At 64.8% G+C, this 24,182-nt stretch carries 27 protein-coding genes; 21 read left to right on the top strand and 6 right to left on the bottom strand.

All coding sequences use genetic code 11. The features are described 5' to 3' along the window. Positions 1 to 6: 6 nt before the first annotated feature. The 8 genes from ACM9LZ_RS02390 (at position 7) to ACM9LZ_RS02355 (ending at position 7,738) form a co-directional block, all read left to right on the top strand. Entirely contained in the window at positions 7 to 1,323 is a 1,317-nt protein-coding gene (locus tag ACM9LZ_RS02390) for an aromatic ring-hydroxylating oxygenase subunit alpha (RefSeq protein ID WP_416617738.1), read from the top strand. Between the two features lie 63 nt (positions 1,324 to 1,386). Next, positions 1,387 to 1,941, top strand: coding sequence for a nuclear transport factor 2 family protein (locus tag ACM9LZ_RS02385; protein WP_416617737.1), 555 nt, complete (start codon positions 1,387 to 1,389; stop codon positions 1,939 to 1,941). A 71-nt stretch (positions 1,942 to 2,012) separates the two neighbouring features. Continuing rightward, on the top strand, positions 2,013 to 2,555 hold the full coding sequence (locus tag ACM9LZ_RS02380) for a VOC family protein (protein WP_416617736.1): 543 nt from the start codon (positions 2,013 to 2,015) through the stop codon (positions 2,553 to 2,555). A gap of 3 nt (positions 2,556 to 2,558) precedes the next feature. Then, positions 2,559 to 3,155 (top strand): nuclear transport factor 2 family protein, encoded by a 597-nt coding sequence (locus tag ACM9LZ_RS02375; RefSeq protein WP_416617735.1) that lies wholly within the window; start codon positions 2,559 to 2,561, stop codon positions 3,153 to 3,155. Between the two features lie 23 nt (positions 3,156 to 3,178). Then, positions 3,179 to 4,948 carry an FAD-dependent oxidoreductase gene (locus ACM9LZ_RS02370; protein WP_416617734.1) on the top strand — a complete coding sequence of 590 codons (1,770 nt, stop codon included), beginning with the start codon at positions 3,179 to 3,181 and terminating at the stop codon, positions 4,946 to 4,948. Next, positions 4,948 to 5,355 (top strand): hypothetical protein, encoded by a 408-nt coding sequence (locus ACM9LZ_RS02365; protein ID WP_416617733.1) that lies wholly within the window; start codon positions 4,948 to 4,950, stop codon positions 5,353 to 5,355. Before ACM9LZ_RS02370 ends, ACM9LZ_RS02365 begins: the two co-directional genes overlap by 1 nt. An 86-nt stretch (positions 5,356 to 5,441) precedes the next feature. After that, positions 5,442 to 6,803 carry an MFS transporter gene (locus ACM9LZ_RS02360; RefSeq protein ID WP_416617732.1) on the top strand — a complete coding sequence of 454 codons (1,362 nt, stop codon included), beginning with the start codon at positions 5,442 to 5,444 and terminating at the stop codon, positions 6,801 to 6,803. A gap of 164 nt (positions 6,804 to 6,967) precedes the next feature. Continuing rightward, positions 6,968 to 7,738 (top strand): enoyl-CoA hydratase/isomerase family protein, encoded by a 771-nt coding sequence (locus ACM9LZ_RS02355; RefSeq protein ID WP_416617731.1) that lies wholly within the window; start codon positions 6,968 to 6,970, stop codon positions 7,736 to 7,738. Between the two features lie 140 nt (positions 7,739 to 7,878). Here ACM9LZ_RS02355 and ACM9LZ_RS02350 read toward each other — a convergent pair whose 3' ends face one another. Both ACM9LZ_RS02350 and ACM9LZ_RS02345 read right to left on the bottom strand, forming a co-directional pair. Next, on the bottom strand, positions 7,879 to 9,261 hold the full coding sequence (locus ACM9LZ_RS02350; protein ID WP_416617730.1) for an aromatic ring-hydroxylating oxygenase subunit alpha: 1,383 nt from the start codon (positions 9,259 to 9,261) through the stop codon (positions 7,879 to 7,881). A 220-nt stretch (positions 9,262 to 9,481) separates the two neighbouring features. Continuing rightward, positions 9,482 to 10,225 carry a TetR/AcrR family transcriptional regulator gene (locus ACM9LZ_RS02345; RefSeq protein WP_416617729.1) on the bottom strand — a complete coding sequence of 248 codons (744 nt, stop codon included), beginning with the start codon at positions 10,223 to 10,225 and terminating at the stop codon, positions 9,482 to 9,484. Positions 10,226 to 10,458: 233 nt separating this feature from the next. On the opposite strand from ACM9LZ_RS02345, the gene ACM9LZ_RS02340 reads away from it, so the two are divergent. The 5 genes from ACM9LZ_RS02340 to ACM9LZ_RS02320 are packed head-to-tail and all read left to right on the top strand — an operon-like array spanning position 10,459 to position 14,822. Next, on the top strand, positions 10,459 to 11,253 hold the full coding sequence (locus ACM9LZ_RS02340; RefSeq protein ID WP_416617728.1) for a ThuA domain-containing protein: 795 nt from the start codon (positions 10,459 to 10,461) through the stop codon (positions 11,251 to 11,253). 43 nt (positions 11,254 to 11,296) lie between these two features. Further along, on the top strand, positions 11,297 to 12,697 hold the full coding sequence (locus ACM9LZ_RS02335) for an aromatic ring-hydroxylating oxygenase subunit alpha (protein WP_416617727.1): 1,401 nt from the start codon (positions 11,297 to 11,299) through the stop codon (positions 12,695 to 12,697). Next, a complete protein-coding gene (locus tag ACM9LZ_RS02330; RefSeq protein ID WP_416617726.1) occupies positions 12,694 to 13,170 on the top strand; it encodes a VOC family protein in 477 nt (158 codons plus the stop codon). The genes ACM9LZ_RS02335 and ACM9LZ_RS02330 overlap by 4 nt, the downstream gene beginning before the upstream one ends. A gap of 52 nt (positions 13,171 to 13,222) precedes the next feature. Beyond that, complete coding sequence (locus ACM9LZ_RS02325) at positions 13,223 to 14,020, top strand: SDR family NAD(P)-dependent oxidoreductase (RefSeq protein ID WP_416617725.1); 798 nt, start codon at positions 13,223 to 13,225, stop codon at positions 14,018 to 14,020. Between the two features lie 40 nt (positions 14,021 to 14,060). Then, positions 14,061 to 14,822: an SDR family NAD(P)-dependent oxidoreductase gene (locus ACM9LZ_RS02320; RefSeq protein WP_416617724.1), complete on the top strand. Its 762-nt coding sequence runs from the start codon at positions 14,061 to 14,063 to the stop codon at positions 14,820 to 14,822. A gap of 62 nt (positions 14,823 to 14,884) precedes the next feature. Here ACM9LZ_RS02320 and ACM9LZ_RS02315 read toward each other — a convergent pair whose 3' ends face one another. The 3 genes from ACM9LZ_RS02315 to ACM9LZ_RS02305 are packed head-to-tail and all read right to left on the bottom strand — an operon-like array spanning position 14,885 to position 17,636. Beyond that, the gene (locus ACM9LZ_RS02315) at positions 14,885 to 15,070 is read right to left on the bottom strand and encodes a DUF2783 domain-containing protein (protein ID WP_416617723.1); all 186 of its coding nucleotides are present in this window, start codon (positions 15,068 to 15,070) and stop codon (positions 14,885 to 14,887) included. Continuing rightward, entirely contained in the window at positions 15,067 to 16,671 is a 1,605-nt protein-coding gene (locus ACM9LZ_RS02310; RefSeq protein WP_416617722.1) for an FAD-dependent oxidoreductase, read from the bottom strand. The genes ACM9LZ_RS02315 and ACM9LZ_RS02310 overlap by 4 nt, the downstream gene beginning before the upstream one ends. A 5-nt stretch (positions 16,672 to 16,676) precedes the next feature. After that, entirely contained in the window at positions 16,677 to 17,636 is a 960-nt protein-coding gene (locus ACM9LZ_RS02305; RefSeq protein ID WP_416617721.1) for an MBL fold metallo-hydrolase, read from the bottom strand. Positions 17,637 to 17,785: 149 nt separating this feature from the next. Between ACM9LZ_RS02305 and ACM9LZ_RS02300 the strand changes: the two genes are divergently transcribed. The 8 genes from ACM9LZ_RS02300 (at position 17,786) to ACM9LZ_RS02265 (ending at position 23,476) form a co-directional block, all read left to right on the top strand. After that, complete coding sequence (locus ACM9LZ_RS02300) at positions 17,786 to 18,517, top strand: helix-turn-helix transcriptional regulator (RefSeq protein WP_416617720.1); 732 nt, start codon at positions 17,786 to 17,788, stop codon at positions 18,515 to 18,517. A gap of 143 nt (positions 18,518 to 18,660) precedes the next feature. Continuing rightward, complete coding sequence (paaA, locus tag ACM9LZ_RS02295) at positions 18,661 to 19,641, top strand: 1,2-phenylacetyl-CoA epoxidase subunit PaaA (RefSeq protein WP_416617719.1); 981 nt, start codon at positions 18,661 to 18,663, stop codon at positions 19,639 to 19,641. Positions 19,642 to 19,692: 51 nt separating this feature from the next. Then, a complete protein-coding gene (paaB, locus tag ACM9LZ_RS02290) occupies positions 19,693 to 19,977 on the top strand; it encodes a 1,2-phenylacetyl-CoA epoxidase subunit PaaB (RefSeq protein ID WP_416617718.1) in 285 nt (94 codons plus the stop codon). A 76-nt stretch (positions 19,978 to 20,053) separates the two neighbouring features. Then, a complete protein-coding gene (gene paaC, locus ACM9LZ_RS02285) occupies positions 20,054 to 20,809 on the top strand; it encodes a 1,2-phenylacetyl-CoA epoxidase subunit PaaC (protein ID WP_416617717.1) in 756 nt (251 codons plus the stop codon). Between the two features lie 4 nt (positions 20,810 to 20,813). Beyond that, the gene (gene paaD / locus ACM9LZ_RS02280) at positions 20,814 to 21,299 is read left to right on the top strand and encodes a 1,2-phenylacetyl-CoA epoxidase subunit PaaD (protein WP_416617716.1); all 486 of its coding nucleotides are present in this window, start codon (positions 20,814 to 20,816) and stop codon (positions 21,297 to 21,299) included. Between the two features lie 14 nt (positions 21,300 to 21,313). Then, positions 21,314 to 22,390, top strand: a complete 1,077-nt coding sequence (gene paaE / locus ACM9LZ_RS02275; RefSeq protein WP_416617715.1) for a 1,2-phenylacetyl-CoA epoxidase subunit PaaE — start codon at positions 21,314 to 21,316, stop codon at positions 22,388 to 22,390. Further along, entirely contained in the window at positions 22,380 to 23,159 is a 780-nt protein-coding gene (locus tag ACM9LZ_RS02270) for an enoyl-CoA hydratase-related protein (protein ID WP_416617714.1), read from the top strand. Before paaE ends, ACM9LZ_RS02270 begins: the two co-directional genes overlap by 11 nt. A 14-nt stretch (positions 23,160 to 23,173) precedes the next feature. Then, positions 23,174 to 23,476, top strand: coding sequence for an EthD family reductase (locus ACM9LZ_RS02265; protein ID WP_416617713.1), 303 nt, complete (start codon positions 23,174 to 23,176; stop codon positions 23,474 to 23,476). A 32-nt stretch (positions 23,477 to 23,508) separates the two neighbouring features. On the opposite strand, the gene paaY is transcribed toward ACM9LZ_RS02265, so the two are convergent. Then, a complete protein-coding gene (gene paaY, locus ACM9LZ_RS02260) occupies positions 23,509 to 24,102 on the bottom strand; it encodes a phenylacetic acid degradation protein PaaY (protein ID WP_416617712.1) in 594 nt (197 codons plus the stop codon). Between the last annotated feature and the right edge of the window lie 80 nt (positions 24,103 to 24,182).

Here is a 24,182-nt window from a genome sequence, read left to right as displayed (position 1 = left end):
CCGGACATGGACACGATTCTTCATCCCGACGTGATGGATGGCGGCACCAGCGCACAGTTGCGCGGCGACCCGATCACCGGTGACCGCTACTGGTCCCCCGCCTTCATGGAGGCCGAATGGGACCATATGTGGACCCGTATCTGGCATATCGGCGCGCGTGAGGCGGAGCTGGAGGAACCCGGCGACTTCGTGGTCCACCGGTTCCGGCACGAGGCCGTGGTGCTGGTCCGGCAGGAAGACGGGTCCATACGTGCCTTCTACAATGTCTGCCGCCATCGCGGGAACCGGCTTGTGGTCAGCGAGGCAGGTTCCGTCCCGGCCTTCACCTGCGCCTATCACGGCTGGCGCTGGGGTCTGGACGGCGTGCTGCAGGCGGCACAGGACCCGGAGAATTTCGCCAAGGGCAATCCCTGCGGCAAGCTGCGGCTGAAGGAGGTGCCGTGTGCCACCTGGGGCGGCTTCGTCTGGTACAGCATGGATCCCGACGCCAAGCCTCTGCTGGACTATCTCGACCCGCTGCCGGCCCTGCTGGCAAACCGTGAGATGGAGAAGATGGTCCGCGTCGTCTGGCGCAAGGTGGAGGTGGAGACGAACTGGAAGTTCGCATCCGACAATTTCAATGAAAGCTATCATCTGCCGACCGTCCATCCGCAGATGGTCCAGATGATCGATGAGGATTACAAGGCCACCATCTTCGAAATGTATCCCAGCGGCCACAACCGCATGATCGAGTTGGGCCAGCCCTCCATGCGGGCCGAACATCCCAACGAGGTGGAGCCGATCTGGGAAATGATGCTGCGGGCCTGGGACCTGGACCCGGCTGATTTCAAGGGACGGTCGCGCGACGGTCGCCAGGCCTTGCAGCAGCGCAAGCGCGAGGTGGGGGCCAGCCGCGGCCACACCTATCTTGAAAAGCTGAGCGATGCGGAACTGACCGACTATTTCCACCACACCCTGTTCCCGAACATCACCATCACCGGCACGCCCGTGGACGGTTCCGTCCACATCTTCCGGACCGAGCCGCATATCAGCGACCCCAACAAATGCACCTTCGAATATTGGGGCCTGGTCCCGCGGATCGAAGGGGTGGAGAGCGTCAACACCGTCTGCGGCCCGCGCCCCCTGCGTGAGGCGGAACTGGAACATCTGGTCTATGGCCGCGACGATGTCGGCGATTTCATCGACCAGGACCTGTCCGTGGCGGTGCAGCAGCAGAAGGGTCTGCGGTCGCGCGGCTATGACGATGCCTACCTCAGTGAACAGGAAGCCCGTGTGCGCCGCTTCCACGAGGTTCTGAACGATTATCTGGAGGGCCGGCGCTGACCCTTTGCCGGTCCTTCCGAGGCCGGTCGCCCCCTCTTTTGTTTTCAAAAAGGAAAAACGCTCGTGTCGCCCGTCCCCGCCGCGTCTGCCCGTGAAAGGGCGATTGATGACATGCTGGCCAGGCAGGCCATCTACGACCTGCTGTGCCGCTATTGCCATGGGATCGACCGCTGTGATGCGGACACGCTGAAATCGGCCTATTGGCCTGATGCCACGGAAACCCATGGCACCTTCAACGGCAATGCCTGGGAATTCGCCGATCACATGACGGCATCAATGCGCAGCGGCATGCTGCGGTCCATGCAGAAGATTGGCAATGCCTGGATACAGATCGACCCCGATGGCGATCACGCACGCGGCGAGACCTATGTCGTCGGCTTCATGCATGTGGCCGATGGCGACCAGGTCAACGACCTGATCGTCGCCGGCCGGTATCTGGACCGCTATGAACGCCGCGATGGCGAATGGCGGATCATCGACCGGCTTTATGTCATGGACTGGAACCGCAACGAGCCGTCGACCGCCCGCTGGGAAGGCGGCATCTACGACATGCTGCTGACCCGCGGCGCACGCTTTCCCGACGACCCGTATGACCAGGGACTGCCGCCCCGCCGCTGAACACCCGGCCCGCCCGGCCGCACGCCTATGTGCTGAAGCCACCGGAAATCGTACAAGACCGGAGATGCCCGATGCCCCTGCCGCCCCGCCAGCTCACCGCCGCCATCGGCCCCGTGATGCAGCTTTCCTATATCGTGCAGGACCTGGAAGAGGCGGTACGCTTCTGGGCCGGCAGCATGGGGGCCGGCCCCTTCTTCCTGATGGAACATGTGGCCGTGCCGTGGATGTCCTATCGCGGTCAGGAGGTGCAGGTCGATTTCTCCGTGGCGCTGGGCTACTGGCACGACATGCAGATTGAACTGGTGGTGCAGCATAATGAGGCGCCATCGGTCTATCGTGATGGCCAGCGGGACGGTGCTGGCGGGCTGCACCATGTCTGCCTGCTGACATCCGATATGGGCGACGCACGTCGCAAGCTGGCCGCGGCCGGTGCCGACATCATCCAGGAAGGCCGCCTGGATGATGGGGCGTTCCTTTATGCCGACACCCATGGCGGTCCCGGCACCATGGTGGAGGTGCTGCAGGCCCCGCCGGCCTTGCTGGACCTGTTCACCAGCATGCGCAACGCCGCACGCGACTGGGATGGCGGCGACCCGCTGCGCAAGGTCGGGTGAGACATGATGACGATGATGAACGATCCCGGCCAGCCAGGGATGGATGGCGCATTGCTGCGGGCACTGGCCGACCGGCAGGCAATCACCGACCAGTGCCACCGCTACTGCCGGGCACTGGATCGGATGGATGAGGCGCTGCTGCGTTCCGTCTTCCATCCCGATGCCACCCACAGCCATGGCGGATACGAGGGTTCTTCGACCCTGTTCTGCACCTATGCCATGGCCGTGCTGGCCGAACTGGACCGCACACAGCACCATCTGGGCAATGTGCTGATCGAGTTGTCGGGCGACGCGGCGCATGTGGAATCCTATTTCCTGGCCTATCACCGTCTTCCCAAGGGGCGGGCCTGCACAGGCGTTTTTGAACGCCATGACATGTCCCTGGACGAGGATGTCTGGATCGGTGGCCGCTATATCGACCGTTTCCAGCGGCGTGATGGCGTCTGGCGCATCGCGCACCGGACCGGTCTGCATGATTGGGAAAGCTGGCGTGCTGCCGACGAGCGCCATTTCGGCCTGATGGGTCCCGACATGGTCGGCCGGCGCGGCGTCGGCGATCCTGTCTATACCGGGGCCCTGGCCCCCAAGACACAAAACTGACGATACAGGGTGAGGAAACGATCATGACGCAACATGAACAGCCAGGCCTCAGCCGGCGCAGGATATTGACAGGTGCCGGTGCCGGGATGGCCGCCGGATCCGCCCTGCTGGCCGGCTGTGCCCAGGCGGATGATGGCAAGACCGCCCGTACATGGGATGTCGAGGCCGATATCGTCGTGGTCGGCGGTGGGGCCGCGGGCTGCACGGCGGCTGTCATCGCCGCCGATCGCGGCGCCAGGGTCGTGCTGCTGGAAGCCTCCCCCATGCTGGGCGGCACGACGCGCAAATCCGGTGGCGTGGCCTGGGTGCCCAATCACCCGCTCTTGTCCGAACTGGGGCTGACCGACCCCAAGCCGGATGCCATGCGCTACATGTGCCGCTATGCGTTCCCCAACGACTATAATGCCGACCATCCGACCCTTGGTCTGGATGAACGGTCCTACAAGCTGCTGGAAGCCTTCTACGACAATGGCGCCCCCATGGTCGACAAGATGAAGGCGCTGGGGGCCGTCGAATTCGGCCTTTTCACGGTAGGCACGGACAAGAAGCCGTCCCCCGACTATGCCGACCATCTGCCCGAGAACAAGGTCCCGGTGGGCCGCGCCCTGGCACCGAAGGACGAGAATGGCGAGACCCTGGCCGGCACCGTGGGCCATGGCGGGCGCATCACGGACGCTTGTGAGACCTGGCTGACATCGCGCGGCGCGCCCATCCTGACGGGCCATCGCGCCACGAAGCTGGTGCTGGAGGAAGGCCGCGTGATCGGGCTGGAGGCGCGCACGGGTGAGCGCACCGTCACCATCGGCGCGCGCAAGGGGGTGATCTTCGCCACGGGTGGCTTCGCCCACAATACCGACCTGCTGCAACTGCACCAGACCATGCTGTACGGGTCCTGCGCCGTGCCGCAGTCGCAGGGTGATTTCATCGGCATGGCGGCGTCCGCCGGTGCTGTGCCCGGCACGCTGTCCACCGCCTGGTACACGCAGGTGGTGCTGGACCAGGCGCTGGAGAACCGCGTCATGGGTGTCGGCGTGTTCTTCGTACCATCGGATTCCATGGTCCTGGTCAACAAATATGGCCACCGTGTCGTCAATGAAAAGCGCAACTACAATGACCGGACCAAGGTCCATTACGTCTATGACCCGGTGAATGCCGACTACCCCAACCAGTTGCTGTTCATGCTGTTCGACCATCGGGCCCTGGACGCCTATGGCGGCAACTATCCGCTGCCGGAAAATCCCGATGCGGCCTCCTATCTGATCAAGGGGGACAGCCTGGATCAACTGGCGGAAAACATCGCCGCACGCCTGCAATCGCTGGCCGGTCGGACCGGCGGAGTGACGTTGGCGAGGGATTTCTTGGCCCGGACCCGGCAGACGATCGACCGGTTCAACCGCTATGCCCGCGACGGCCGCGACCCGGATTTCGACCGTGGTCTGCATGGCTATGACCGGGAATGGCAGGGCTATTTCTCCATCCTGCGGCCCGGCAGCAAGGCCAGGACAGGCGGCATGCCCAACCCGACCATGTATCCGTTCCAGGACAAGGGGCCCTATTACGCCATCATCCTGGCGCCCGGCGCGCTCGACACCAGCGGCGGCCCCCTGACCAACGAGAAGGGACAGGTCCTGGCGATGGGCAACCAGCCCATCCCCGGCCTCTACGGGGCCGGCAATTGCGTGGCATCGCCGACCCGCGGTGCCTATTTCGGGGCGGGCGGCACCATCGGCCCGGCCATGACTTATGCCTATATCGCTGCCATGCACGCCACAGACGGCGGCAAGGAGGGATGATGACCCGCCCGCGTTCGATCCGGATCGCAGCGCTGATGCTGTTGGGGGGGCTGGTTGTTGCCGGTCCCGCTGCGGCCGCCGATGCGCCCAGCTTCCAGCGGGATATCGTGCCGCTGCTGAAGAACCGCTGTGCCGCCTGCCACCTGACGGGGGAGGAACCAGGCGGCATGGCCCTGCATCCGGGCGGCGCCTATGCCAGCCTGGTCGGTATGCCGTCGGAAGAAGTGGCATTGAAGCGCGTGCAGCCCGGCGATCCGGCCGGCAGCTATCTTCTGCACAAGCTGAAGGGCACGCATGTGGAAGCCGGCGGTGTGGGTGTGCGCATGCCGATGGATGGCCCGCCGTTGAACGGGGCTGAAATCGCCCGTATCCAGGCCTGGATCGCGGCGGGCGCACCACGCAACTGACAGGGCGGGGTCGGCCTGTGCCGGCAACCTCATCCCGGTGACCGGCCATGGTCGCCGGGATGGTATCGGTGGAAGGAAATCGGGCAATGATTTCGGCGACCGGGACCGCGGGAAGCGGCGGGACGACGGATAGTGGAAAAGAACTCTCCTCATCCGGGCGCTGGCTGTCCGTCGTCATCCTCGGCATGCTCTATTTCGTGGCGATGCTGGACCGGCAGATCCTGGCGCTGCTGATCCCACCCATCAAGGCAGACCTGGGGCTGACCGATGTGCAGGTCAGCCTTCTGCAGGGCGTGGCCTTTGCCCTGTTCTATGTGCTGGCCGCCATTCCCATCGGCTGGGCCGTGGACCGGTACAGCCGGCGGATGATCATCTGGGTGGGTGTCACTTTCTGGAGCATCGCCGCCACCTGCTGCGGGCTGGCGCAATCCTTCTGGCAATTGTTCGCGGCCAGGGCCGGGGTCGGTGCCGGCGAGGCGTCGCTGACCCCGGCCACCTTCGCCATCATGGCCGATCTCTTTCCACCGTCGCGGCTGTCGACGGCCCTGTCGGTCTTCGTCATCGGCGGCACCGTCGGTACCGGCCTGGCCTTTCTGGTGGGCGGGCCCCTGGTGGGCATGCTGCTGGATGCCGGCGCCCGGACCCTTCCGCTGCTGGGGGAGGTCAAGGCATGGCAACTGGTCTTCATCATAACCGGCGTACCGGGAATGCTGCTGGCCTTTCTGGTCTTTCTGCTGCCGGAAACGCGGACGCGATCGCTGCCATTGTCCGCAACGGACATGACCGAGCCGGGATTTGGCGCCCTGTTCCGCCACATGCGCCCGCACGCTCGCTTCTACCTGGCGCATAATCTCGGGTTCGCACTGGTCCAGGCGGGTATCGTCGCCATTCAGATGTGGACCCCCACCTTCCTTTCGCGCATTCACGGCTGGTCGTTGAAGGATGCGGGATTGTGGCTGGGCGTGGCGCAGATCGTGGCCCCGCTGCTGGGCCTGATGACCCATGGCTGGATCGTCGACCGGATGTTCCGCCGCGGGATACTCGACGCGCATCTGCGCTGGTTCCGGGTGTTGAGCCTCTGTGCCGCCCCCTTGCTGGCGGCCGCCTATCTGGCGCCGGCGGGCTGGATGACCATCCTGGGCTTCGGTCTGGTCTATTTCCTGACCATTTCCTGCGCCAGCATCGGTCCGGCCGCGCTGCAGATCGCCACGCCCCGGCCATTGCGGGGGCGGGCATCGGCGCTTTATGTGCTGGCCACCGGCCTGGTCGGCGCTGCGGGCGGCCCGTTCATCGTGGCCGCCATGACGGATTATGTCTTTGGTGACGAGACCCGGCTGGGTCCGGCCATCGCCTGCGCCGGCATCCTGTTGATGCTGTCAGCATCACTTTTGTTCACCAGCGGTCTTGGCGCCATGCGCCGGGCCGTGGCCGCCGCCGGCAACGGTTAGAGCGGTTGTCCTTTGACTGGAAAACCGCTCCGGCGGCGACTGCCACCGTGCGGTCCGTGCCGCGGATGCGGCGTCGGCGCTTTGGAAACTGAAAGCTGGAGCTCGTGTTTCCCGTCAACGCGAATACGCTCCAGCCTGCGGCCCGCCCACCCTGGAGAGAATGAATGTCCGAAACCGTTTCCTGCACGCTGGCGGACGGCGTTGCCCTTGTCACGTTGAGCCTGCCTGAAAAGCGCAACGCCCTGGTGCCGGAACTGGCCGTTCCGCTGATCGCCACGCTGGAGGCATTGCAGGGCGATGCTGCCTGCCGGTCCATCCTGCTGGCCGGGGATGGCAGAGCCTTTTGTGCCGGCGGTGACCTGTCCGGGCTGGACGGTGACGACCCCATGCGCATGCTGGCCACCATGCGCGATCTGCACCGGATCATCCGCGCCCTGGCGGCAGGCCGCAAGGCGACGGTGGCAGCCGTGGATGGCGCGGCCTTCGGGGCAGGATTGTCCATTGCCCTGGCCTGCGACATCGTCATCGCCGGTCCGGCAGCCCGGTTCTGTGCCGCCTTCGGCCGTGTAGGCCTGATCCCCGATCTTGGCCTGCTCTGGACCCTGCCACAGCGCCTGGGCGCCGGTGCGGCACGGGAATTCATGATGCTGTGCGAGGTGCTGGATGCGGGCCAGGCGCATGCCGCCGGCCTTGTCGATCACATATCGCCCGATGGCGCCTTGGCATTGGCGAAGGAAAAGGCGCGCCGCCTGGCCAGTGCGGCGCCGGAGGCCATCGCCCTGACCAAGACCGCCCTGGCGCGGGGGCCGCAGGGCCTCAACCCGCTGCTGGATTTCGAGGCGCAGGCGCAGGCCCTGCTTCTTACCGGCGCCGATTACGCGCGGGCACGCACGGCCTTCCTGACCAAGGCGCCCGCCCCTTTCCTCACGGTATGACGGATCCGCAATCCGACATCCCGCAAAGAAAAGGCCGCCGTTCCCAAATCCCGGAACGGCGGCCGAAGTTTTTTTGGAAGGAGCCCCTGAAGGAGGGCCACCCCAAAGAAGGGATGGCCACTTCAAGGCAAAACTGGCGCTCAGCGCGCCAGATACTTGTCCAGTGTCTGGGCGAACTGGCGGATACGGCTTTCCTGATAATTGCCCAGGTTGACGCGATCGTTCTTCGACGCTTTCAACCCTTCCTGAACATAGGGCAGGTTCGCCCAATCCTGGTCGAAGACCGCCCCCAGCGCCCCCAGTTCAGGCACCGATCCCCAGGCCTCGTCCTCGGCCAGCAGGCGCATGGGCGGGCAAGGCGGCCGGGGCGCACCAGGGGCAACACGGGTGATCCGCCGCACTTCCATCAAGGTATGATCCTGGTCCGGCCAGGGGCGCCAGCGATAGACGACATTGGGCGGAAAGCCGCCCCAGGGAGAAAAATTGGGAAACACATTGTAGGTGAAGGCGTCAATCATCTCCGCATCGCTGATCGCGCTGAAATCCCGGCCCGCATCCTGTCCCAGCCGCTGGCGGTTGACCGCGGCCAGTTCACGACGCGCCGTACTGTCCATCGGAACGGTGATGTTGAGATTTGCCTGCGCGGATCGGCCATTATACTTGATCATCTGATCGATGATCCATTGTTCCGATAATTCCTGGTCCAGCAGGTGCGGCGAGGTGACGGCAAACGGCGTGATCGCCAGGTTCACATTGTCGCCATAGACGCTGTACTTTGTGTTGGAATCACCGGCAAACGGCAGGATCTGCGGGTGGGTGGCGATGGAATGATACGCCTCCATGAAGGCTTCAGCCGTCACCTTCCAGTTGGCCTTGACCACCTTGGCCACCCAGACGCTGGTGACGCATTCATCATGCCGCCAGCGCTGGAAATGATCCGGCAGCGGGGCCAGGAATTCCTCGATCGACGGGCCTTCGTGGCTTTCGCGCACGAAGATATATCCCTGCCAGCGGGCAACGGCCGCCTCCGGCAGCTTCATTTCCGCGTCCGCCAGGTGCGGGAAATCCCACCGGCAGGGTATCTGGTTCAGGGACCCGTCGATATTCCAGGTGAAGGCGTGGAAAGGGCACTGGAAAGTCTCTGCCCAGCCGCTTTCGGTGCGCAATTTGCGTCCCCGATGCAGGCAGACATTGTGGAAGGCACGGACGGATCCGTCCGGCTGACGGGTGACCAGATAGGAGCGGCCGGCATTCTCGTACAGCACATAATCACCGGGCTCGGGCAGTTCCTCTTCCCGCGCGGCGAACTGCCAGACAGCGGGCCACATCTTCTCGCATTCCTGGCGGAAGAAATCGGGGCTGGTATAGCGGCTGGCGGCAATGGGGGCGGACCCAAGGTCCGGGCTGCTGTCGGCGATCAGGAAATCGGGAACGGGGTTGGTATCCCGCTCGGCATAATCGTTCCAGCTCGGGCCCGGGCTGCGTGCGCCGCAGCCGGCCGGCGAAGCGGTTTCCTTTGTCATTCTTGTTCCTCCCGTATTCAGAAGGACGCTAACATCCGGTCATAAGAAAAGCAATCCTGATTGTTTTATGTCAGCCTGCTTGCGTATTGACAGTGACGCGCAGGTGCGCCTTTGCCCGCCCGGCGGACCGGAAAAACCCAAGGAATACAAAGCAGGAAGGCCGGCATGGGGGGACCCCATGCCGCCCTTCCTGCAAATATCGATAGTGGCTATCGCCCCGTCAGGCTTTCTTCGCCGCCGGCTTGGCCGCTGCCTTGCGCGGCTTGCGGGCTGGCGGCGGCGGGGCTTCGACCGGCTTCTTGAAAGGAATGCGCCCGTCACGCAGCATCAGCAGCGTGGTGGAAACCAGTTCCACCACGAACTTCTCAGCGTCCGGATCGTCCCAGATATCCACGTTCAGCATCAGCCCTTCCAGGGCCGCGCGCGTGAATTCCGAGGCGCGGTGCAGCAATTCGATATCGTGGTTCCATTCCGGGAAGGCGCGGCACACCTCGTCCCGCCAGATGCGGTCATATAGACGGGCCCGCGGCAGGAACATCTCGCGCAGTTCGGGATCGGTGCGGGCCGCGACATGCAGTTCCAGATAGGCCTTGTATTCCCGGCTCTGATACTGCTGCCAGCTCAACTGGATGGCGGCATTGTCATAGACACGCTGCTCATCCGTCAGGCTGGTCACCTTCTTCATGAAATTCTTCATGCGCTGATAGAAGGCGTATTCGATCGTCGCCTCGATCAGCGCCTGCTTGGTCGGGTAGTGATGCAGCATGGCCCCGCGTGAAGCGCGGGCCTTGCTGGCGACCAGAAGCGTGGTGGTGCGGGCATAGCCGAATTCGGCCAGGCAATCGATGGTGGCTTCCAGGATGGCGATGCGCGTTTCCGCGCTGCGCCGCTGCTGCAGCCCGGCGTCCGGTCGCGCGAAGCCCTCCGGTTCCAGGTCTGTCAGGTTGCTAGTGGATTCGTCCATCCGAAATCTCGGTAAAATAAGGGGAGCGGTCCCCGGGCAATGCGACTGGGGGTCACCCGCATTAGATACGCTGGCTGAAGGTGGAACACAAGCATATTGGCGCCTTGAAACCGTCACGTTGTCATGTTATCAGCGTAATTGACTGCAAGCAGCACCGCTTGGCGATTTTGGCCCCCCTCCGCCGGCCCATCCGACGCGGAGCAGCCGTACCATTTCACGAAAAATGGCCCCACATGCTGAATGGCGAAGCCCCATCACCCCCCTCCAGGCCGATCAACGCCGTATTGATCGCCAGTGGCCGCTATCATGATATCGACCATGCCCGGCTGGAGATTTTGAAGATACTGGGCGGCAATCCCTGTATCCGTACCCGCGTGTTCGAGGATTACAGCCGGATCGAGGCGATCATGGCTGCCGACTTCATCGTCTCCTACACCTGCGACGTCACGCCGTCGCTGCCCGAGCAGGAGGCGCTGCGGCGCTACATCGCGGGTGGCGGGCGCTGGTATGCGCTGCACGGCACCAATTCCATCCTGCGTTTCACGGCCGAGGGGCTGGTCGACACCCCGAATCTGGCACCGCATTTCATGGAAACGCTGGGCACGATGTTCCAGGGGCATCCGCCCATCGGCCCCTACCAGGTACACAAGACGGCGGCGGGCCGGGACCACCCGCTGACGGCCGACATCGAACCGTTCGAAACGGTGGATGAATTGTACCTGTCGACCATCCTGGCGGAGATCGAGGTGCTGCTGGCGGCGGGCTTCGCGGGCAGGACGGACCGGTTCACGACCTCGCAATGGGAACAGCAGGACCATCCCGTGCTTTATCTGCGGCGTATCGGGTCGGGCACCATCCTGTACCTGACGCTGGGCCATTGCCGCGGCCATTACGACATGCAGCCGCTGACGGATTTCTATCCTCGCGTGGAACGCGGGTCCTGGGACAATCCGGTGTTCCATACGCTGCTGCGCCGGGGACTGGACTGGGCGGCCGGTGTCATGCCGGAGGGCGGGTCCGGCTTCTGACCGGACAGGCAACCCCAAGAATATGACAGGGAGGAAATGAAGAATGGATACGATGATCCCCACCCCCAAGCCGGGAGAGGCGCGCTGCCCGCGCGGGCCCAGCACGCAGGAGATCGTCCATCGCGACGGCCGGCCCGTGCCACCCGTTCTGGCCATGGAGAGCTACAGGTTCCTGGGCGACGAGGATATCGCCTTCGACCGCTACATCTCACCGGAATTCTTCGCGATGGAGATGAAGAACCTGTGGCCGAAAGTCTGGCAATGGGCCTGCCGGGAGGAACATATACCCGAGCCCGGCGATTATCACGTTTATGAGATCGGTCCTTATTCCATCCTGGTGGTCCGCACGCAGGACGGCACCATCAAGGCCTATCACAATTCCTGCCTGCATCGCGGCACCAAGCTGCGTCCCACGGGCGGCGAGGGCAATGCCACGGAACTGCGCTGCCCCTTCCATGGCTGGACCTGGGACCTGGATGGGGAACTGAAGCGTGTCCCCTGCCCCTGGGACCTGCCGCATGTCACGGCGGAAAGCCACCGTCTGCCACAGGTGCGCGTCGGCCTGTGGGGGGGCTTCGTCTTCATCAACATGGATGAGAATGCGCCGTCCCTGGAAGATTACATGGCCCCCATGCAGGACCATTTCAAAAACTGGGACATCGCCAACCGCTATATCGACCTGCATATCGAAAAGGAACTGTTCGCCAACTGGAAGACGGCCCAGGAAGCGTTCATGGAAAATTACCATACTCAGGAAACGCACCCCCAGTTGCTCTATGGCAACGGCGACGAGAATACGCAGTACGACATCTTCACCGACAATGTCTCCCGCTTTTACGCCACCAACGGCGTTTCCAGCCCGCATCTGCCCAAGGCACTGAGCGAGGAGGAACTGATCAACACGATGCTGGTCGGCGACCGCACCCTGTTGAAGGACGAATTGACGCTGGGTGAAGGGGAGACGGCCCGCATCGTCATGGCGCGCGTGCTGCGCAAGGTGCTGGGCGAAACCTACAAGGCGGACATGTCCCGCTATACCGACACCGAAATGCTGGACGTGGTGGAATATTCGCTGTTCCCCAACATGGTGCTGTTTCCCGGCCTGTCGCTGCCCATGGTCTACCGGTTCCGGCCGATCGGGATGGACCCCGACCGCTGTCTGTTCGAACTGATCTTCCTGCGCCCCGTGCCCGACAATGGCGACCGGCCGGAACCCGCGGTGCCGCAGCGGCTGGGAGAGCGCGACAGCTACACCAAGGCTCAGGGCATCGACCCAGCGTTCGGCCATGTCTATGACCAGGATACCAACAATCTGCGCGACCAGCAGGAAGGCATGAAGGCCGCCCACAAGCAGGGCCAGACCCTGACCAACTACCAGGAGGTGCGCGTCCGGCATTTCCAGCAGACCATCGACAGGTATGTTCTGGGAAAGGAACCGTCATGATCCGCGGCATCCATCATATCGCGCTGAACACGCCGAATTTTGACCGGATGCTGGTCTTCTACCGCGATGTGCTGGGCTTCGTGCCCGCCATCGACCAGGTGCGGTGGGCCGATGCCGAACTGGCGGACAGGGCGGTCGGGCTGAAAGGGTCGGCCGCGCGCACCGTCATGCTGCGGGCCGGCAACTGCTACCTGGAATTGTTCGAATATTCGGCGCCGGCCGCCCGTTCCGGCGAGCCGCTGCGCCCCTGCGACCATGGCTATACGCATTTCTGCCTGGATGTGACGGATATTCAGGCGGAATACGCCCGGCTTTCGTCCGCCGGCATGCGCTTCGCCCATGAGGAGCCCTGCGATTTCGGCAATCTGCGCGCCGTCTATGGCAAGGACCCGGACGGCAACATCGTCGAGATCCAGGAAACGGATCCGGACCATCCGTTCGCCCTGGAAAGGCTTGCACCCGCTGCCGGCTGATGCCGCACCACAGGCACCCGCGAACGACAACCAGAACAAGGGGGAAAACACCATGACCACATTTAAGGGCAAGACCGCCATCGTGCTGGGCGCCAGCAAGCGCGACAATATGGGCCAGGTCATCGCCGACCGGCTTCTGAAGGAAGGGGCGACCGTCATTGTCGGCGGGCGCGACGCGGCCGAACTGGACCGTTACGCCGCCGCCAGCGGTGCCATCGCCGTTGCCTGCGACATTACCGACAAGGCCGATATCCAGAAACTGGCCGACGCCGCGCTATCGCAGTCGGGCCGCGTGGATATCGCCGTCAATGCGGCCGGGTGGGGCTATGCCTCCCCCTTCCTGGACATGCCGGAAGACGCGCTGCGCACCATCATGGATATTCAGTTCAAGGGCGCCTTCCAGTTCCTGCAGGTGATGGTGGGGGCCATGCAGCCGACCGGCGGGTCGATCATCCAGATCAGTTCCGCCACGGCCACCATCATGACCTACAATTATGCGGCCTATATGGGCACCAAGGCCGGCATCGACCATGTCGTCCGGGCCGTGGCGAACGAGTTCGGGGACAAGGGCATCCGCGTCAATTCCATCTCCCCCGGCCTGACGGAAACGCCGATGACCCAGGGCGTGTTCAAGCTGCCGGCCGTGGTCGATGCCTTTGTGGACTGCTATCCGCTGGGCCGCATCGGCACGTCGGACGACATCGCCGCCGCCACCGTCTGGCTCGCATCGGACGAATGCTTCATGACGGGTGAGAATTTGCAGGTGAATGGCGGTCTGACCCTGCGCGCCAACCCCACCCCCAAGCAGCGCGACGCCGCCATCCGTGACGCCCAGCGCCGCGCCGGCTGACGCGGTACCCTTCCAGAACGTTACGAACAGGATAGACACCATGGATCTCGGACTGGCCGGCAAGAAGGCCATCGTGACAGGATCGACCCGCGGCATCGGCCGGCAGACGGTGGAACTGCTGGCGGCCGAAGGCTGTGCCGTCGCCATCGGTTCACGCAACGCCGACGCGGTGGCCGAAACGGTGGCCGCCATCCAGGCGGCCGGCGGCACGGCGGTGGGTGCCCCCGTCGATGTCAGCGATGGCCCCGCCTATCGCCAATGGATCGCCGACATGGGCGAACAGTTGGGCGGCGTCGATATCTTCATCCATAATGTGTCCGGCGGCGCCGGCATGGATGGGGAAGCAAGCTGGTATCGCTGTTTCGAAGGCGATGTGATGGGCGCCTTCCGCGGTTGCGAGGCCGTGATGCCCTTCATGGAAAAGGCCGGCGGCGGCTCCATCATCTTCATGAGCACGACGGCAGCCGTGGAAACCTTCATGGCTCCCATGGCCTACAACGCCCTGAAAGGCTCCCTGATCATCTATGCCAAGCAATTGTCGCAGGTGCTGATGGCGAAGAACATCCGCGTCAACGTCGTTTCCCCCGGCCCCATCTTCATCGAAGGCGGGTCCTGGGACCGGATCAAGGAGAACCGGCCGGAGGTCTATGCCCAGAATGTCGCCGTGCAGCCCAGCAACCGCCTGGGCACGCCGGCGGAGGTGGCGACATGCCTGACTTTCCTGGCCAGCGATGCCGCCGGCTGGGTCACCGGCATCAATCTTGTCGTCGATGGCGGTTATACCAAGCGCGTCCAGCTTTGACGGGAACCGTGGCGGGTCACAATGGAATGGCCCGCCACGGCGGACACGGGGATGCACGCCGCCTATCCCGCCGCCTGCAAGGCCTGACGCAGCACGTCCCTGTCGCCGATATGGTTGGCCAGGACAAGGATCAGACGCGCGTTGACAGCCAGGCTGTCCGCATCGGTGCGCCCCTGGTGCAGGGCCAGCAGTTCGGCATAGAACCCGTCCGGGTCCGGGATGTTGGGTGTCAGGATCAATGCGGTCATGACTTAAACCCCCGGGCTTTGCGGCAGGCATGGGCAACGACGCCGGCATCGGGACGGTGCCACCGCGCCGCGACATACTGGTCCGGCCGGAACAGATAGGCAGCACCCGGCATCAGCCCATAGCGCTGTGCCGCCGCACCCGCTGCTTCGACGGGCAGCAGGCGCACATCGTCCGGCACCGGGCCTTCCCAGCCATCGGCCATCAGGACGAACCCGTCCCCCAGCCTTTCCAGCAGCCAGCCATCCTCCAGCGCCATGTCAACGGCCGGGCTGCCCGGCGCCACGCCGGCCCCGTGCCAGTCCTGCATGTCGGGGCTGTTCAGCGGGCTGTGGGGATAGCTGACGGGCGTGGACAGACGGCCGGAATTGACCATGGGCCGCGCGAACGGTTGCCGGCCCGCCAGTTCCAGCACGGCATCACGGAACAGCGTGCTGACCGCCGATTTCGGCGTCAGGAAATCGGTGGACCGGCTGGAGTTCAGGATATTCTCATCTGCCGTCACGACGGCTTCATGATCATAGCTTTCCAGCAGGTCGGGACCGGCCAGCCCCTTCAACACCAGATCCAGCTTCCAGCCCAGATTGTCGATATCGGCCACTCCCCCATTGCATCCCCGCGCCCCGAACGGGGAGACGAGGTGCGCACTGTCGCCCGCGAAGATCACGCGACCATGCAGGAACCGCCGCATGCGCCGGCATTGGAAGGTATAGAGGCTGGTCCAGACGGGCTCGAACACGACATCGTCACCCAGCATGGCGCGCACCAGGCGGGTGACATTGGCCGGGTCCAGCGCCTTTTCCCGATCGATGTTCCAGCCAAGCTGAAAATCCAGCCGCCAGACATCGTCCGGCTGCCGGTGCAGCAGCGCTGACTGTCCGGGATTGAAGGGCGGATCGAACCAGAACCAGCGTTCCGCCGGCCGGTCCCCCTTCATGGCGATATCGGCGATCAGGAAATGATCCTCGAACACCCGTCCGTCGAAATCCAGGCCCATCAGGGAACGCACGGCCGACCGGCTGCCATCGCAGGCCACCACCCAGCCGGCCCGCAACCGATAGGGGTCGCCACCTGCATCGACCGACAGTTCCACCCCATCGGCATCGGGCCGCACGCCCGTGACGGCATGCCCCCAGCGGAGTTCCACATTGGACAGGCCCGCCACGGCCCGCCAGAGATATTCCTCAACATGATATTGCTGGATATTGACGAATCCCGGCCGCTTCTGCCCCTTCACGGGCAGCATGTCGAACTGGAACACGGGCTCGGTCTCCGCGCCGCGGAAGACCTTGCCGACATTCCACACGACGCCCTTCTCCGTGATGGCGTCACCCACGCCCAGCCGGTCGAAAATATCCAGCGAGCGTTTTGAAAAGCAGATGGCCTTTGAGCCGGCGGGAATGAAATCCAGCCGGTTCAGCACCACGACCCGGTGACCCCGCCGCCCCAGGTCCAGTGCCATGGCAAGGCCGACCGGCCCGGCCCCGACGATGACGACCGGAACCGCGGAGTTGCCGGCATCATCGACGCCGGCAACCGGTGGCGGGCTGGCACCGATATGGTGCCAGACGGGAATGTGTCCTTGACTGGCCGTTCCGTTCATGGCCCTCACCCCTGCAACAGTGCCCAAACCTCGCGGTCGCGCTCCATGGTCCAGACCCGGGGCCAGTCGATGCCATCCATCTCATCCCAAAGACGCTGAACGTTGAACGGCAGGCAATGTTCAAAGATGGGCCAATGGCCAAAGGTGGGGGCCAATGCCCGGTGCGTCGCCTCAAATGCTTCCTTCAGGCTGCCGCCGGCCGCATGCACGGGGCCGACCTGGGTGATCATCCCGGTCAGGAAGCCGCGCGTCTGTTCGATCGCGGCCTCCACGGCCGCCGGCCCGCGCGCCACGGCACCGCGGCCGCCGACAAGCTGTTCCGCCCCGAACGCCCGGATACGATCCAGCGTGCCGGCGGACCAATCCATATGGAAGGCGTCGCCGGTGTAAAGGGCGGCCTCCGCCTCCACCAGATCACCGGCGAACAGACTTTTCGTCTTGCCGTGCCAGGCCACGATGTCGCCGGCCGTGTGCCCGCGCCCGCAGAAGCGCAGTTCCAGGGTTCCACGCGACCCGCCCAGTTCGATCTCCAGACCATTGTCGAATGACAGGTCGGGGAAGGTCAGGCCGGGGATTTCTTCCGCCCCCTTGAACAGGCGCGGCATGCGCCCCTGTTCGCTGTCCCAATCCGCTTGCCCGCGCTCGTGGATCAGCCTGCGCGTCGGGGCACTGGCCAGCACCGTGTCGGCGCCGAAGGCCCCCGCCCCCAAGGCGCGCACCGCGTGATAATGGGTCAGCACCAGATAGCGCACGGGCTTGTCGGTATGCTGGCGCAGTTTGGCCAGCCAGTCGCGCGCCGATGACGGCGTGGCACGCGCGTCGATGCAGACCAGGAAATCCTCGCCCTCCACCGCCCCGACATTGGGGTCCCCTTCCGCCGTCAGGGCATAGACCCCGTCGGACACGATCTCCAGCGTCTCCTGCTTTTCCGCCAGATCGGCGGAGGATGCGAATGCCTTGCTCATCTGTCTGGTTTCTTCCATACGGTTCCGGGCTCGCCTTGGCGCCAGGATAGACGGCGGCGGCCGATCGGTTTGTCATCGGAATTGATGACAGGCCGACCGGATGGCGTTACGCATAAAGGGTGACCCCGCGGCTCCGGAGCCCTTGCGCCATGCTGGACCTCACCCCTGACAGGATCGCCGGCCTGCTGGATGCCATCGGCACCCCGCATCTGGCCACGCGCATGCTGGCGGTGGCGCGGCTGCGGCTGCCCGTGGTGGAACTGTTCGCCTATGCGGGGGCCGAGGGGGCTACCCCGCAACCCCTTCTCAGCCATGGGCTGGACGGTCAGTCCGAACGCCGGGCCCGTTCCTTCGCCAGCCATTTCCACATTGCCGACCCGGTGCGCGACACGCGCGCCACCACGCCACCGGGTGGCAGCTTCGTCACCCGGGTCCGCAGCGGTCAGATCAGCCGCGGCGACTATCGCTGGCAATGTTTCGAGAAGCCCGGCTTTGCGGAAAAAATCTGCTTCGGCTGGCGCGACGGACCACAGGACTATGTCCTCAGCTTCTACCTGACGGAACCGGCACCGGCGGACATGGCATCCCTGCCGGCATTCGGCAGCCTGTGCATGGGCATCCTGCTGCGCCATGCCCGTCAGGTGACGGCGGCGGGAAGCCCCCTGCCCGACCGGCTGGAAGCCCGGCTGGCCCAGGCCCATCCCACCCTGACGGCACGCGAACGCCGGGTCTGCGCCCTGCTGCTGGCCGGTGCGACAGCCGATCAGGCCGGTGAAAGCCTGGGCATCAGCGCCAACAGCGTGCTGACCTACCGCCGGCGGGCCTGCGCCCGCCTGGGCCTGTCCTCGCCGGCCCAACTGCTGGACGGCGTCCTGCACTGACCCCTGCCTAGGGGACGCTTTTTGCCCCGCCGGACATCCTTCGTCCAGCCCGCGATTGGCATGCGTATTCTTGCACTAAATTAATTGACCGTCTGGTCGGACTATTTTATGGTGACCCCAGAGAACAGCGAAGGGGCCACCCGATGTATACGACCGAGTTTCAAAAGCAGGCAGCCGTCGCCACGGCCGAACCGGCGGAACTTCTGGCCGCGTTCGAGGCGCGGGTGGCCGCCGACGATTTCATCGAGCCCAAGGACTGGATGCCCGAGGCCTATCGCCGGACGCTTGTGCGGCAGATGTCGCAACATGCGCATTCCGAAGTGGTCGGCATGCTGCCCGAAGGCAACTGGATCACCCGCGCCCCCTCGTTGCGCCGCAAGGCCGTGCTGTTGGCCAAGGTCCAGGACGAGGGCGGGCATGCGCTCTATCTCTATTCCGCGACGGAGACGCTTGGCACCTCGCGGGAGGAGATGATCGACGCGCTGCATAGCGGCCGGGCCAAATATTCCACGATCTTCAACTATCCGACCCTGACCTGGGCCGATATCGGCGCCATCGGCTGGCTGGTGGATGGTGCCGCCATCATGAACCAGGTGCCCCTGCAGCGCACTTCCTACGGTCCCTATGCCCGCGCGATGGTGCGCATCTGCAAGGAAGAGAGCTTCCACCAGCGCCAGGGCTACGAGATCATGATGGCGCTGGCCGCCGGCACGCCGGACCAGAAGCGCATGGCGCAGGATGCGCTGAACCGCTGGTGGTGGCCGTCGCTGATGATGTTCGGCCCGCCGGATGACAATTCGCCCAATTCGGCGCAGTCCATGCGCTGGCGGATCAAGCGTGACACGAACGACCAGCTTCGCCAGAAATTCGTCGATGTCACCGTTCCACAGGCCGAAGCCATCGGCCTGACCGTGCCGGATGCCGACCTGAAATGGGATGCGGCGCGTGGGCATTACGATTTCGGCGCCATCGACTGGGAAGAATTCTACGCCGTGGTGCGCGGTGAGGGACCTGTGGCGCGCGAACGCATGCAGGCCCGCCGCAAGGCCTGGGACGATGGCGCCTGGGTCCGCGAGGCCGCGACGGCGCATGCCGAAAAGCAACGGGCACGCCACGCCGCCTGAGCCCTTTCCCGCATCGCCGGCAACAAGGCCCAACGATAAGGAATTTAACTGATGTCCATGCAATGGCCCCTCTGGGAAGTCTTCATCCGTACCAAGAACGGCCTGTCGCACCGGCATGTCGGGTCTGTCCATGCCGCCGATCCGGACATGGCGATCCGCCACGCCCGCGACACCTATACCCGCCGGATGGAAGGCGTCAGCCTGTGGGTGGTGCCGTCGGCCCAGATCACGGCATCCGATCCGGCCCAGTCGGGTCCGCTGTTCGAGCCGGCAGCCGACAAGGTTTACCGCCATCCGACCTTCTACACCGTGCCGGACCATATCAAGCATATCTGACGGCGGACGGCGGGCCACCGTCCCGCCCAGACTGCCGCCGACATGTCCGGCACCGTTCACCATCAAGGGTCATCCCATGTCCGACACCACCTGTTTCGACTATCTCCTGCGCCTTGGCGATGACAGCCTGGTCCTGGGCCAGCGGCTGGGGGAATGGTGCGGGCACGCGCCGACGCTGGAAATCGACCTGTCGCTGGCCAATGTGGCGCTCGACCTGATCGGGCAGGCCACCTATCTGCTGGGCCATGCCGGTACGGTGGAAGGACAGGGCCGTGACGCCGATCGTCTGGCCTTCCATCGCGATGCGCTGGATTTCCGCAATTGCCTGCTCGTGGAACAGCCCAATGGCGATTTTGCGCAGACCATCGCGCGGCAATTCCTGTTCTCCACCTATCAGCGCCTGCTGTTCGACGGGCTGACGCGGTCCACCGACAGCCATCTGGCCGCCATCGCCGCCAAATCCGTCAAGGAAGTGGCCTATCACGCCGACCTGGCCGCCGGCTGGGTGGTGCGCCTGGGCGACGGCACGGCGGAAAGCCGCCAGCGCATGATCGACGGGCTGGAATGGATGGTCCGCTTCGTGGATGAATTGTTCATGACCGATGCGGTGGAAACCGATCTGGTGGCGCGCGGCATCGCCGTCGATCGCACGGCCCTGCGCCCGGCCTTCGATGCCGCGGTAACCGCCGTGCTGGAACAGGCCACGCTGCCGCCGCTGCCGGCCCACCGCCCCGTGACCGGCGGGCGCCGGGGCCACCATACCGAGCATCTGGGCCATCTGCTGGCCCCGATGCAGCACCTGCAGCGCTCCTATCCCAACGCGACCTGGTGACACCATGACCACCCCCGTCGATCCCGGCCAGGTCATGGATGTGCTGGCCACCGTGCCGGACCCGGAAATCCCGGTCGTGTCCATTGTCGATCTGGGTATCGTGCGGGGGGTGGATGCCGGACGCGGCTCCGTGCTGCTGACGCCGACCTATACCGGGTGCCCGGCAACGCTGGCCATCGAGATGGCGGTGCGCAGCACCCTGGCGGCCCATGGGCTGGGTCATCTGGCGGTGGAAACCGTGCTGTCGCCGCCCTGGACCACAGACTGGATCAGCGATGCGGGCCGGGAGAAGCTGCGTGCCTACGGCATCGCCCCGCCGCCCAAGGGATCGGCTGCCACCAACCTGCGCGGCCAGCCCATGCCCACCCCCTGCCCCCGCTGCGGTTCCACCCGCACAGTGGAGGTCAGCCGCTTCGGTTCCACACCCTGCAAGGCGCTGTGGCGCTGCGAGGATTGCCTGGAACCGTTCGACCGTTTCAAATGCCATTGAGGGGCCAAGAACCCATGTCCACCGGCTTCCATCCCCTGACCATCGCGGAGGTGCGGCGCGAAACCGCCGACGCCGTTTCCATCCGCTTCGACGTGCCCGACGCGCTGAAGCCGCTGTTTGCCTTCAAGCCTGGCCAGCATCTGACGCTGCGCGCCGATCTGGACGGGCAGGATGTGCGCCGCAACTATTCCGTCTGCGTCGCCCCGCAGGATGGTGAATTGCGGGTCGCCATCAAGCGGGTGACCGGCGGCCAGTTCTCCAGCTTCGCCAACGCGAAACTGGAACCCGGCATGGTGGTGGAAGTGATGCCGCCATTGGGGGCCTTCACCTGGACCTTCGATCCATCGGCCCGCAACCATTATGTCGGCTTCGCCGGCGGGTCAGGCATCACGCCCGTGCTGTCCTTGCTGAAGGCAGCATTGCTGAGCGAGCCGGAAAGCCGCTTCACCCTGCTTTACGGCAACCGCGACACCGCCTCCATCATCTTCCTGGAGGAACTGGCCGGCCTGAAGGACCGGTTCATGGGTCGCCTCAACATCCTGCATTTCCTGGAGGATGAGGAGGAGGAGATCGACCTGTTCAATGGCCGGCTGGATGCGGCCAAGTGCGCCGAGCTTCTGGAACATGTCATTCCTGTCGCGGATGTGGCCGCCTTTTTCATCTGCGGCCCCGGCCCCATGATGGACGCGGTGGAGGCGAGCCTGCTGGAACGCGGCGTGGCGCGGGAAAAGGTGTTGCTGGAGCGGTTCACCGTGGACCGGCCCGACGCGGCCCGGCTGGCTGCCAATGCCGCCCGCGCCGCCGAGGCGGCAGGGTCACGGGTCACCCTGATCCTGGACGGACGCCGCCGCCATGTCAGCTTCGATCCGACCCTCGGCAACATCCTGGAAAATGCCCGTGCCGCGGGAATGCCGGCCCCCTATGCCTGCAAGGCCGGGGTTTGCGCCACCTGCCGGGCCAAGCTGGTCAGCGGCAAGGTGGAGATGGGCGCCAATTACGGCCTGTCGGAAGCCGAGGTCGCGGCAGGCTATATCCTGACCTGCCAGTCGGTGCCCGTCGGATCGGATGTCGTGGTCGATTATGACGGCTAAGGACCATCTGCTGATCGAAACGCCGTCCGATGGCGTGCGCCTGCTGCGGCTGAATCGGCCCGACCGGCGCAATGCCCTGGCGACACCGCTGTTGTCCCGTCTTGCCAGGGCGCTGGAAGAAGCGGCGCTGGATGAAACCATCCGTGTCGTGGTCCTCACCGGGGACGGGACGGTCTTCGCGGCCGGGGCGGATATCCGCGAACTGGCCGCATCGGGTCCCGACGATGCGCCCCATGGTCCCCGGCAGGAGGCCTGGGACCGCATCCGTGACTGCCCCAAGCCACTGATCGCCGCCGTGGAGGGTTGGTGCCTGGGGGCCGGGTGTGAGCTTCTGATGTGCTGCGACCTGTCGGTTGCGGGCGAAGGTGCCAGGTTCGGCCAGCCGGAAAGCAGCCTGGGCATCATGCCTGGCGCCGGCGGAACAGCGACGCTGCCCCGTCTGGTCGGCCGCCAGCTTGCCATGCGCATGGTACTGACCGGCGAGATGATCGACACGGCCCGCGCCGTGGAGGCCGGGCTGGTCGGCGAGGCCGTGCCCGCCGGCCAGGCGCTGGATCGCGCCCTGGATTTGGCGCGCACCATCGCCGGACGGGCACCGGTGGCGTTGCGGATGGCAAAGGCCAGCGTCAGGGCCGCCTTCGACCTGCCCCACGGTGATCACCTGCTGTTCGAGCGGCGGCGTTTCCTGTCGCTGCTGGGCACCGGGGACAAGCAGGAAGGCGTTGCCGCCTTTCTTGAGAAACGCAAGCCCGTCTGGCAGGGACGGTAACAACAGGAGGACCCATGAAGAAGCTGATCGCGCTTTACCGGAAACCCGACGATGTTGAGGCCTTCCTGAAGCATTACAATGAGGTCCATCTGCCGCTGGTGGCCCGGACACCGGGCCTGCTGCGCACCGTCATCAACCGCGTCACGTCGGCGCCGATGGGCGGAGAACCGGCCTATTTCATGATCGCGGAAATGCATTTCGCCGATCAGGACAGCTTCGACGCCGCCATGAAGTCTCCGGAAAACCGGGCGGCGGGCAAGGATCTGATGGGTTTTGCCCGTGATATCGTGACGTTGCTGGTGGCGGACGTGGATTGACGTCCGCCATTCCTATCGCTTTCCCCTCAAACTTACCTTGCTTTGTCCAGGGTGACATGGCCGCCCGCGAACCGCGGGCGGTCCTTTTCCATTTCGCGCAGCGGTTCCACCTCGGCCAGCGTTTCATGGCAGCGGCGGGCCAGTTCCTGGTACTCGGCCGTCCCGTGGGACTTCCAGGCGATCTCCTTCTCCGTCAGGTCGCGCATGACGCGGGCCGGAGAGCCGGCGACCAGGGTGCGGGCCGGCACCACCATCCCCGCCTTCACGAAGGACATGGCCGCCACCAGGCTTTCAGCCCCGATGACGGCCCCATCCATCACCACCGCATTCATGCCGACCAGCGCGTTGCGGCCGACCCGGCAGCCGTGAAGGACGGCACCATGGCCGACATGGCCATCCTGCTCCACAACACAATCGGCGCCGGGGAAACTGTGCATGACGCAGTTATCCTGAACATTTGCACCGTTCTCCACGACCAGCCGGCCGAAATCGCCCCGCAGGGCGGCACCGGGGCCGATATAGCAGCGGGGCCCGATAATCACGTCGCCGATCAGGCTGGCCGTGGGATGGACGAAGGCCGTGGGGTCCACCACAGGCACCAGCCCGTCGAAGCGATAACAGGGCATGAAGGCAATCCTTTCATTGATTTCTTGTTGCCCGGTGGTGACTTATGGTCCATCACCGCCGTCGGCGGACAAGCTTTGCA

The organism is Niveispirillum fermenti (genome assembly GCF_048066175.1).
Lineage (GTDB): Bacteria > Pseudomonadota > Alphaproteobacteria > Azospirillales > Azospirillaceae > Niveispirillum > Niveispirillum fermenti.
Note: the sequence above shows the minus strand (reverse complement) of the source record. Positions and strands in the feature narration are given on the sequence as shown.

What these genes read in the sequence shown, in the direction of transcription:
- ACM9LZ_RS02315 (WP_416617723.1), bottom strand. Translation starts at nt 15,070, where the DNA reads ATGACCGCATTGATCCTGACACCCAACATCCCGGACCCGGACGGGTTC.
- paaB (WP_416617718.1), top strand. Translation starts at nt 19,693, where the DNA reads ATGTCCATGCAATGGCCCCTCTGGGAAGTCTTCATCCGTACCAAGAAC.
- ACM9LZ_RS02330 (WP_416617726.1), top strand. Translation starts at nt 12,694, where the DNA reads ATGATCCGCGGCATCCATCATATCGCGCTGAACACGCCGAATTTTGAC.
- ACM9LZ_RS02325 (WP_416617725.1), top strand. Translation starts at nt 13,223, where the DNA reads ATGACCACATTTAAGGGCAAGACCGCCATCGTGCTGGGCGCCAGCAAG.
- ACM9LZ_RS02380 (WP_416617736.1), top strand. Translation starts at nt 2,013, where the DNA reads ATGCCCCTGCCGCCCCGCCAGCTCACCGCCGCCATCGGCCCCGTGATG.
- ACM9LZ_RS02375 (WP_416617735.1), top strand. Translation starts at nt 2,559, where the DNA reads ATGATGACGATGATGAACGATCCCGGCCAGCCAGGGATGGATGGCGCA.
- paaA (WP_416617719.1), top strand. Translation starts at nt 18,661, where the DNA reads ATGTATACGACCGAGTTTCAAAAGCAGGCAGCCGTCGCCACGGCCGAA.
- ACM9LZ_RS02320 (WP_416617724.1), top strand. Translation starts at nt 14,061, where the DNA reads ATGGATCTCGGACTGGCCGGCAAGAAGGCCATCGTGACAGGATCGACC.
- paaE (WP_416617715.1), top strand. Translation starts at nt 21,314, where the DNA reads ATGTCCACCGGCTTCCATCCCCTGACCATCGCGGAGGTGCGGCGCGAA.
- ACM9LZ_RS02360 (WP_416617732.1), top strand. Translation starts at nt 5,442, where the DNA reads ATGATTTCGGCGACCGGGACCGCGGGAAGCGGCGGGACGACGGATAGT.
- ACM9LZ_RS02345 (WP_416617729.1), bottom strand. Translation starts at nt 10,225, where the DNA reads ATGGACGAATCCACTAGCAACCTGACAGACCTGGAACCGGAGGGCTTC.
- ACM9LZ_RS02350 (WP_416617730.1), bottom strand. Translation starts at nt 9,261, where the DNA reads ATGACAAAGGAAACCGCTTCGCCGGCCGGCTGCGGCGCACGCAGCCCG.
- ACM9LZ_RS02370 (WP_416617734.1), top strand. Translation starts at nt 3,179, where the DNA reads ATGACGCAACATGAACAGCCAGGCCTCAGCCGGCGCAGGATATTGACA.
- ACM9LZ_RS02270 (WP_416617714.1), top strand. Translation starts at nt 22,380, where the DNA reads ATGACGGCTAAGGACCATCTGCTGATCGAAACGCCGTCCGATGGCGTG.
- ACM9LZ_RS02305 (WP_416617721.1), bottom strand. Translation starts at nt 17,636, where the DNA reads ATGAGCAAGGCATTCGCATCCTCCGCCGATCTGGCGGAAAAGCAGGAG.
- ACM9LZ_RS02335 (WP_416617727.1), top strand. Translation starts at nt 11,297, where the DNA reads ATGGATACGATGATCCCCACCCCCAAGCCGGGAGAGGCGCGCTGCCCG.
- ACM9LZ_RS02355 (WP_416617731.1), top strand. Translation starts at nt 6,968, where the DNA reads ATGTCCGAAACCGTTTCCTGCACGCTGGCGGACGGCGTTGCCCTTGTC.
- ACM9LZ_RS02265 (WP_416617713.1), top strand. Translation starts at nt 23,174, where the DNA reads ATGAAGAAGCTGATCGCGCTTTACCGGAAACCCGACGATGTTGAGGCC.
- ACM9LZ_RS02300 (WP_416617720.1), top strand. Translation starts at nt 17,786, where the DNA reads ATGCTGGACCTCACCCCTGACAGGATCGCCGGCCTGCTGGATGCCATC.
- paaD (WP_416617716.1), top strand. Translation starts at nt 20,814, where the DNA reads ATGACCACCCCCGTCGATCCCGGCCAGGTCATGGATGTGCTGGCCACC.
- paaY (WP_416617712.1), bottom strand. Translation starts at nt 24,102, where the DNA reads ATGCCCTGTTATCGCTTCGACGGGCTGGTGCCTGTGGTGGACCCCACG.
- ACM9LZ_RS02310 (WP_416617722.1), bottom strand. Translation starts at nt 16,671, where the DNA reads ATGAACGGAACGGCCAGTCAAGGACACATTCCCGTCTGGCACCATATC.
- ACM9LZ_RS02390 (WP_416617738.1), top strand. Translation starts at nt 7, where the DNA reads ATGGACACGATTCTTCATCCCGACGTGATGGATGGCGGCACCAGCGCA.
- paaC (WP_416617717.1), top strand. Translation starts at nt 20,054, where the DNA reads ATGTCCGACACCACCTGTTTCGACTATCTCCTGCGCCTTGGCGATGAC.
- ACM9LZ_RS02340 (WP_416617728.1), top strand. Translation starts at nt 10,459, where the DNA reads ATGCTGAATGGCGAAGCCCCATCACCCCCCTCCAGGCCGATCAACGCC.
- ACM9LZ_RS02365 (WP_416617733.1), top strand. Translation starts at nt 4,948, where the DNA reads ATGACCCGCCCGCGTTCGATCCGGATCGCAGCGCTGATGCTGTTGGGG.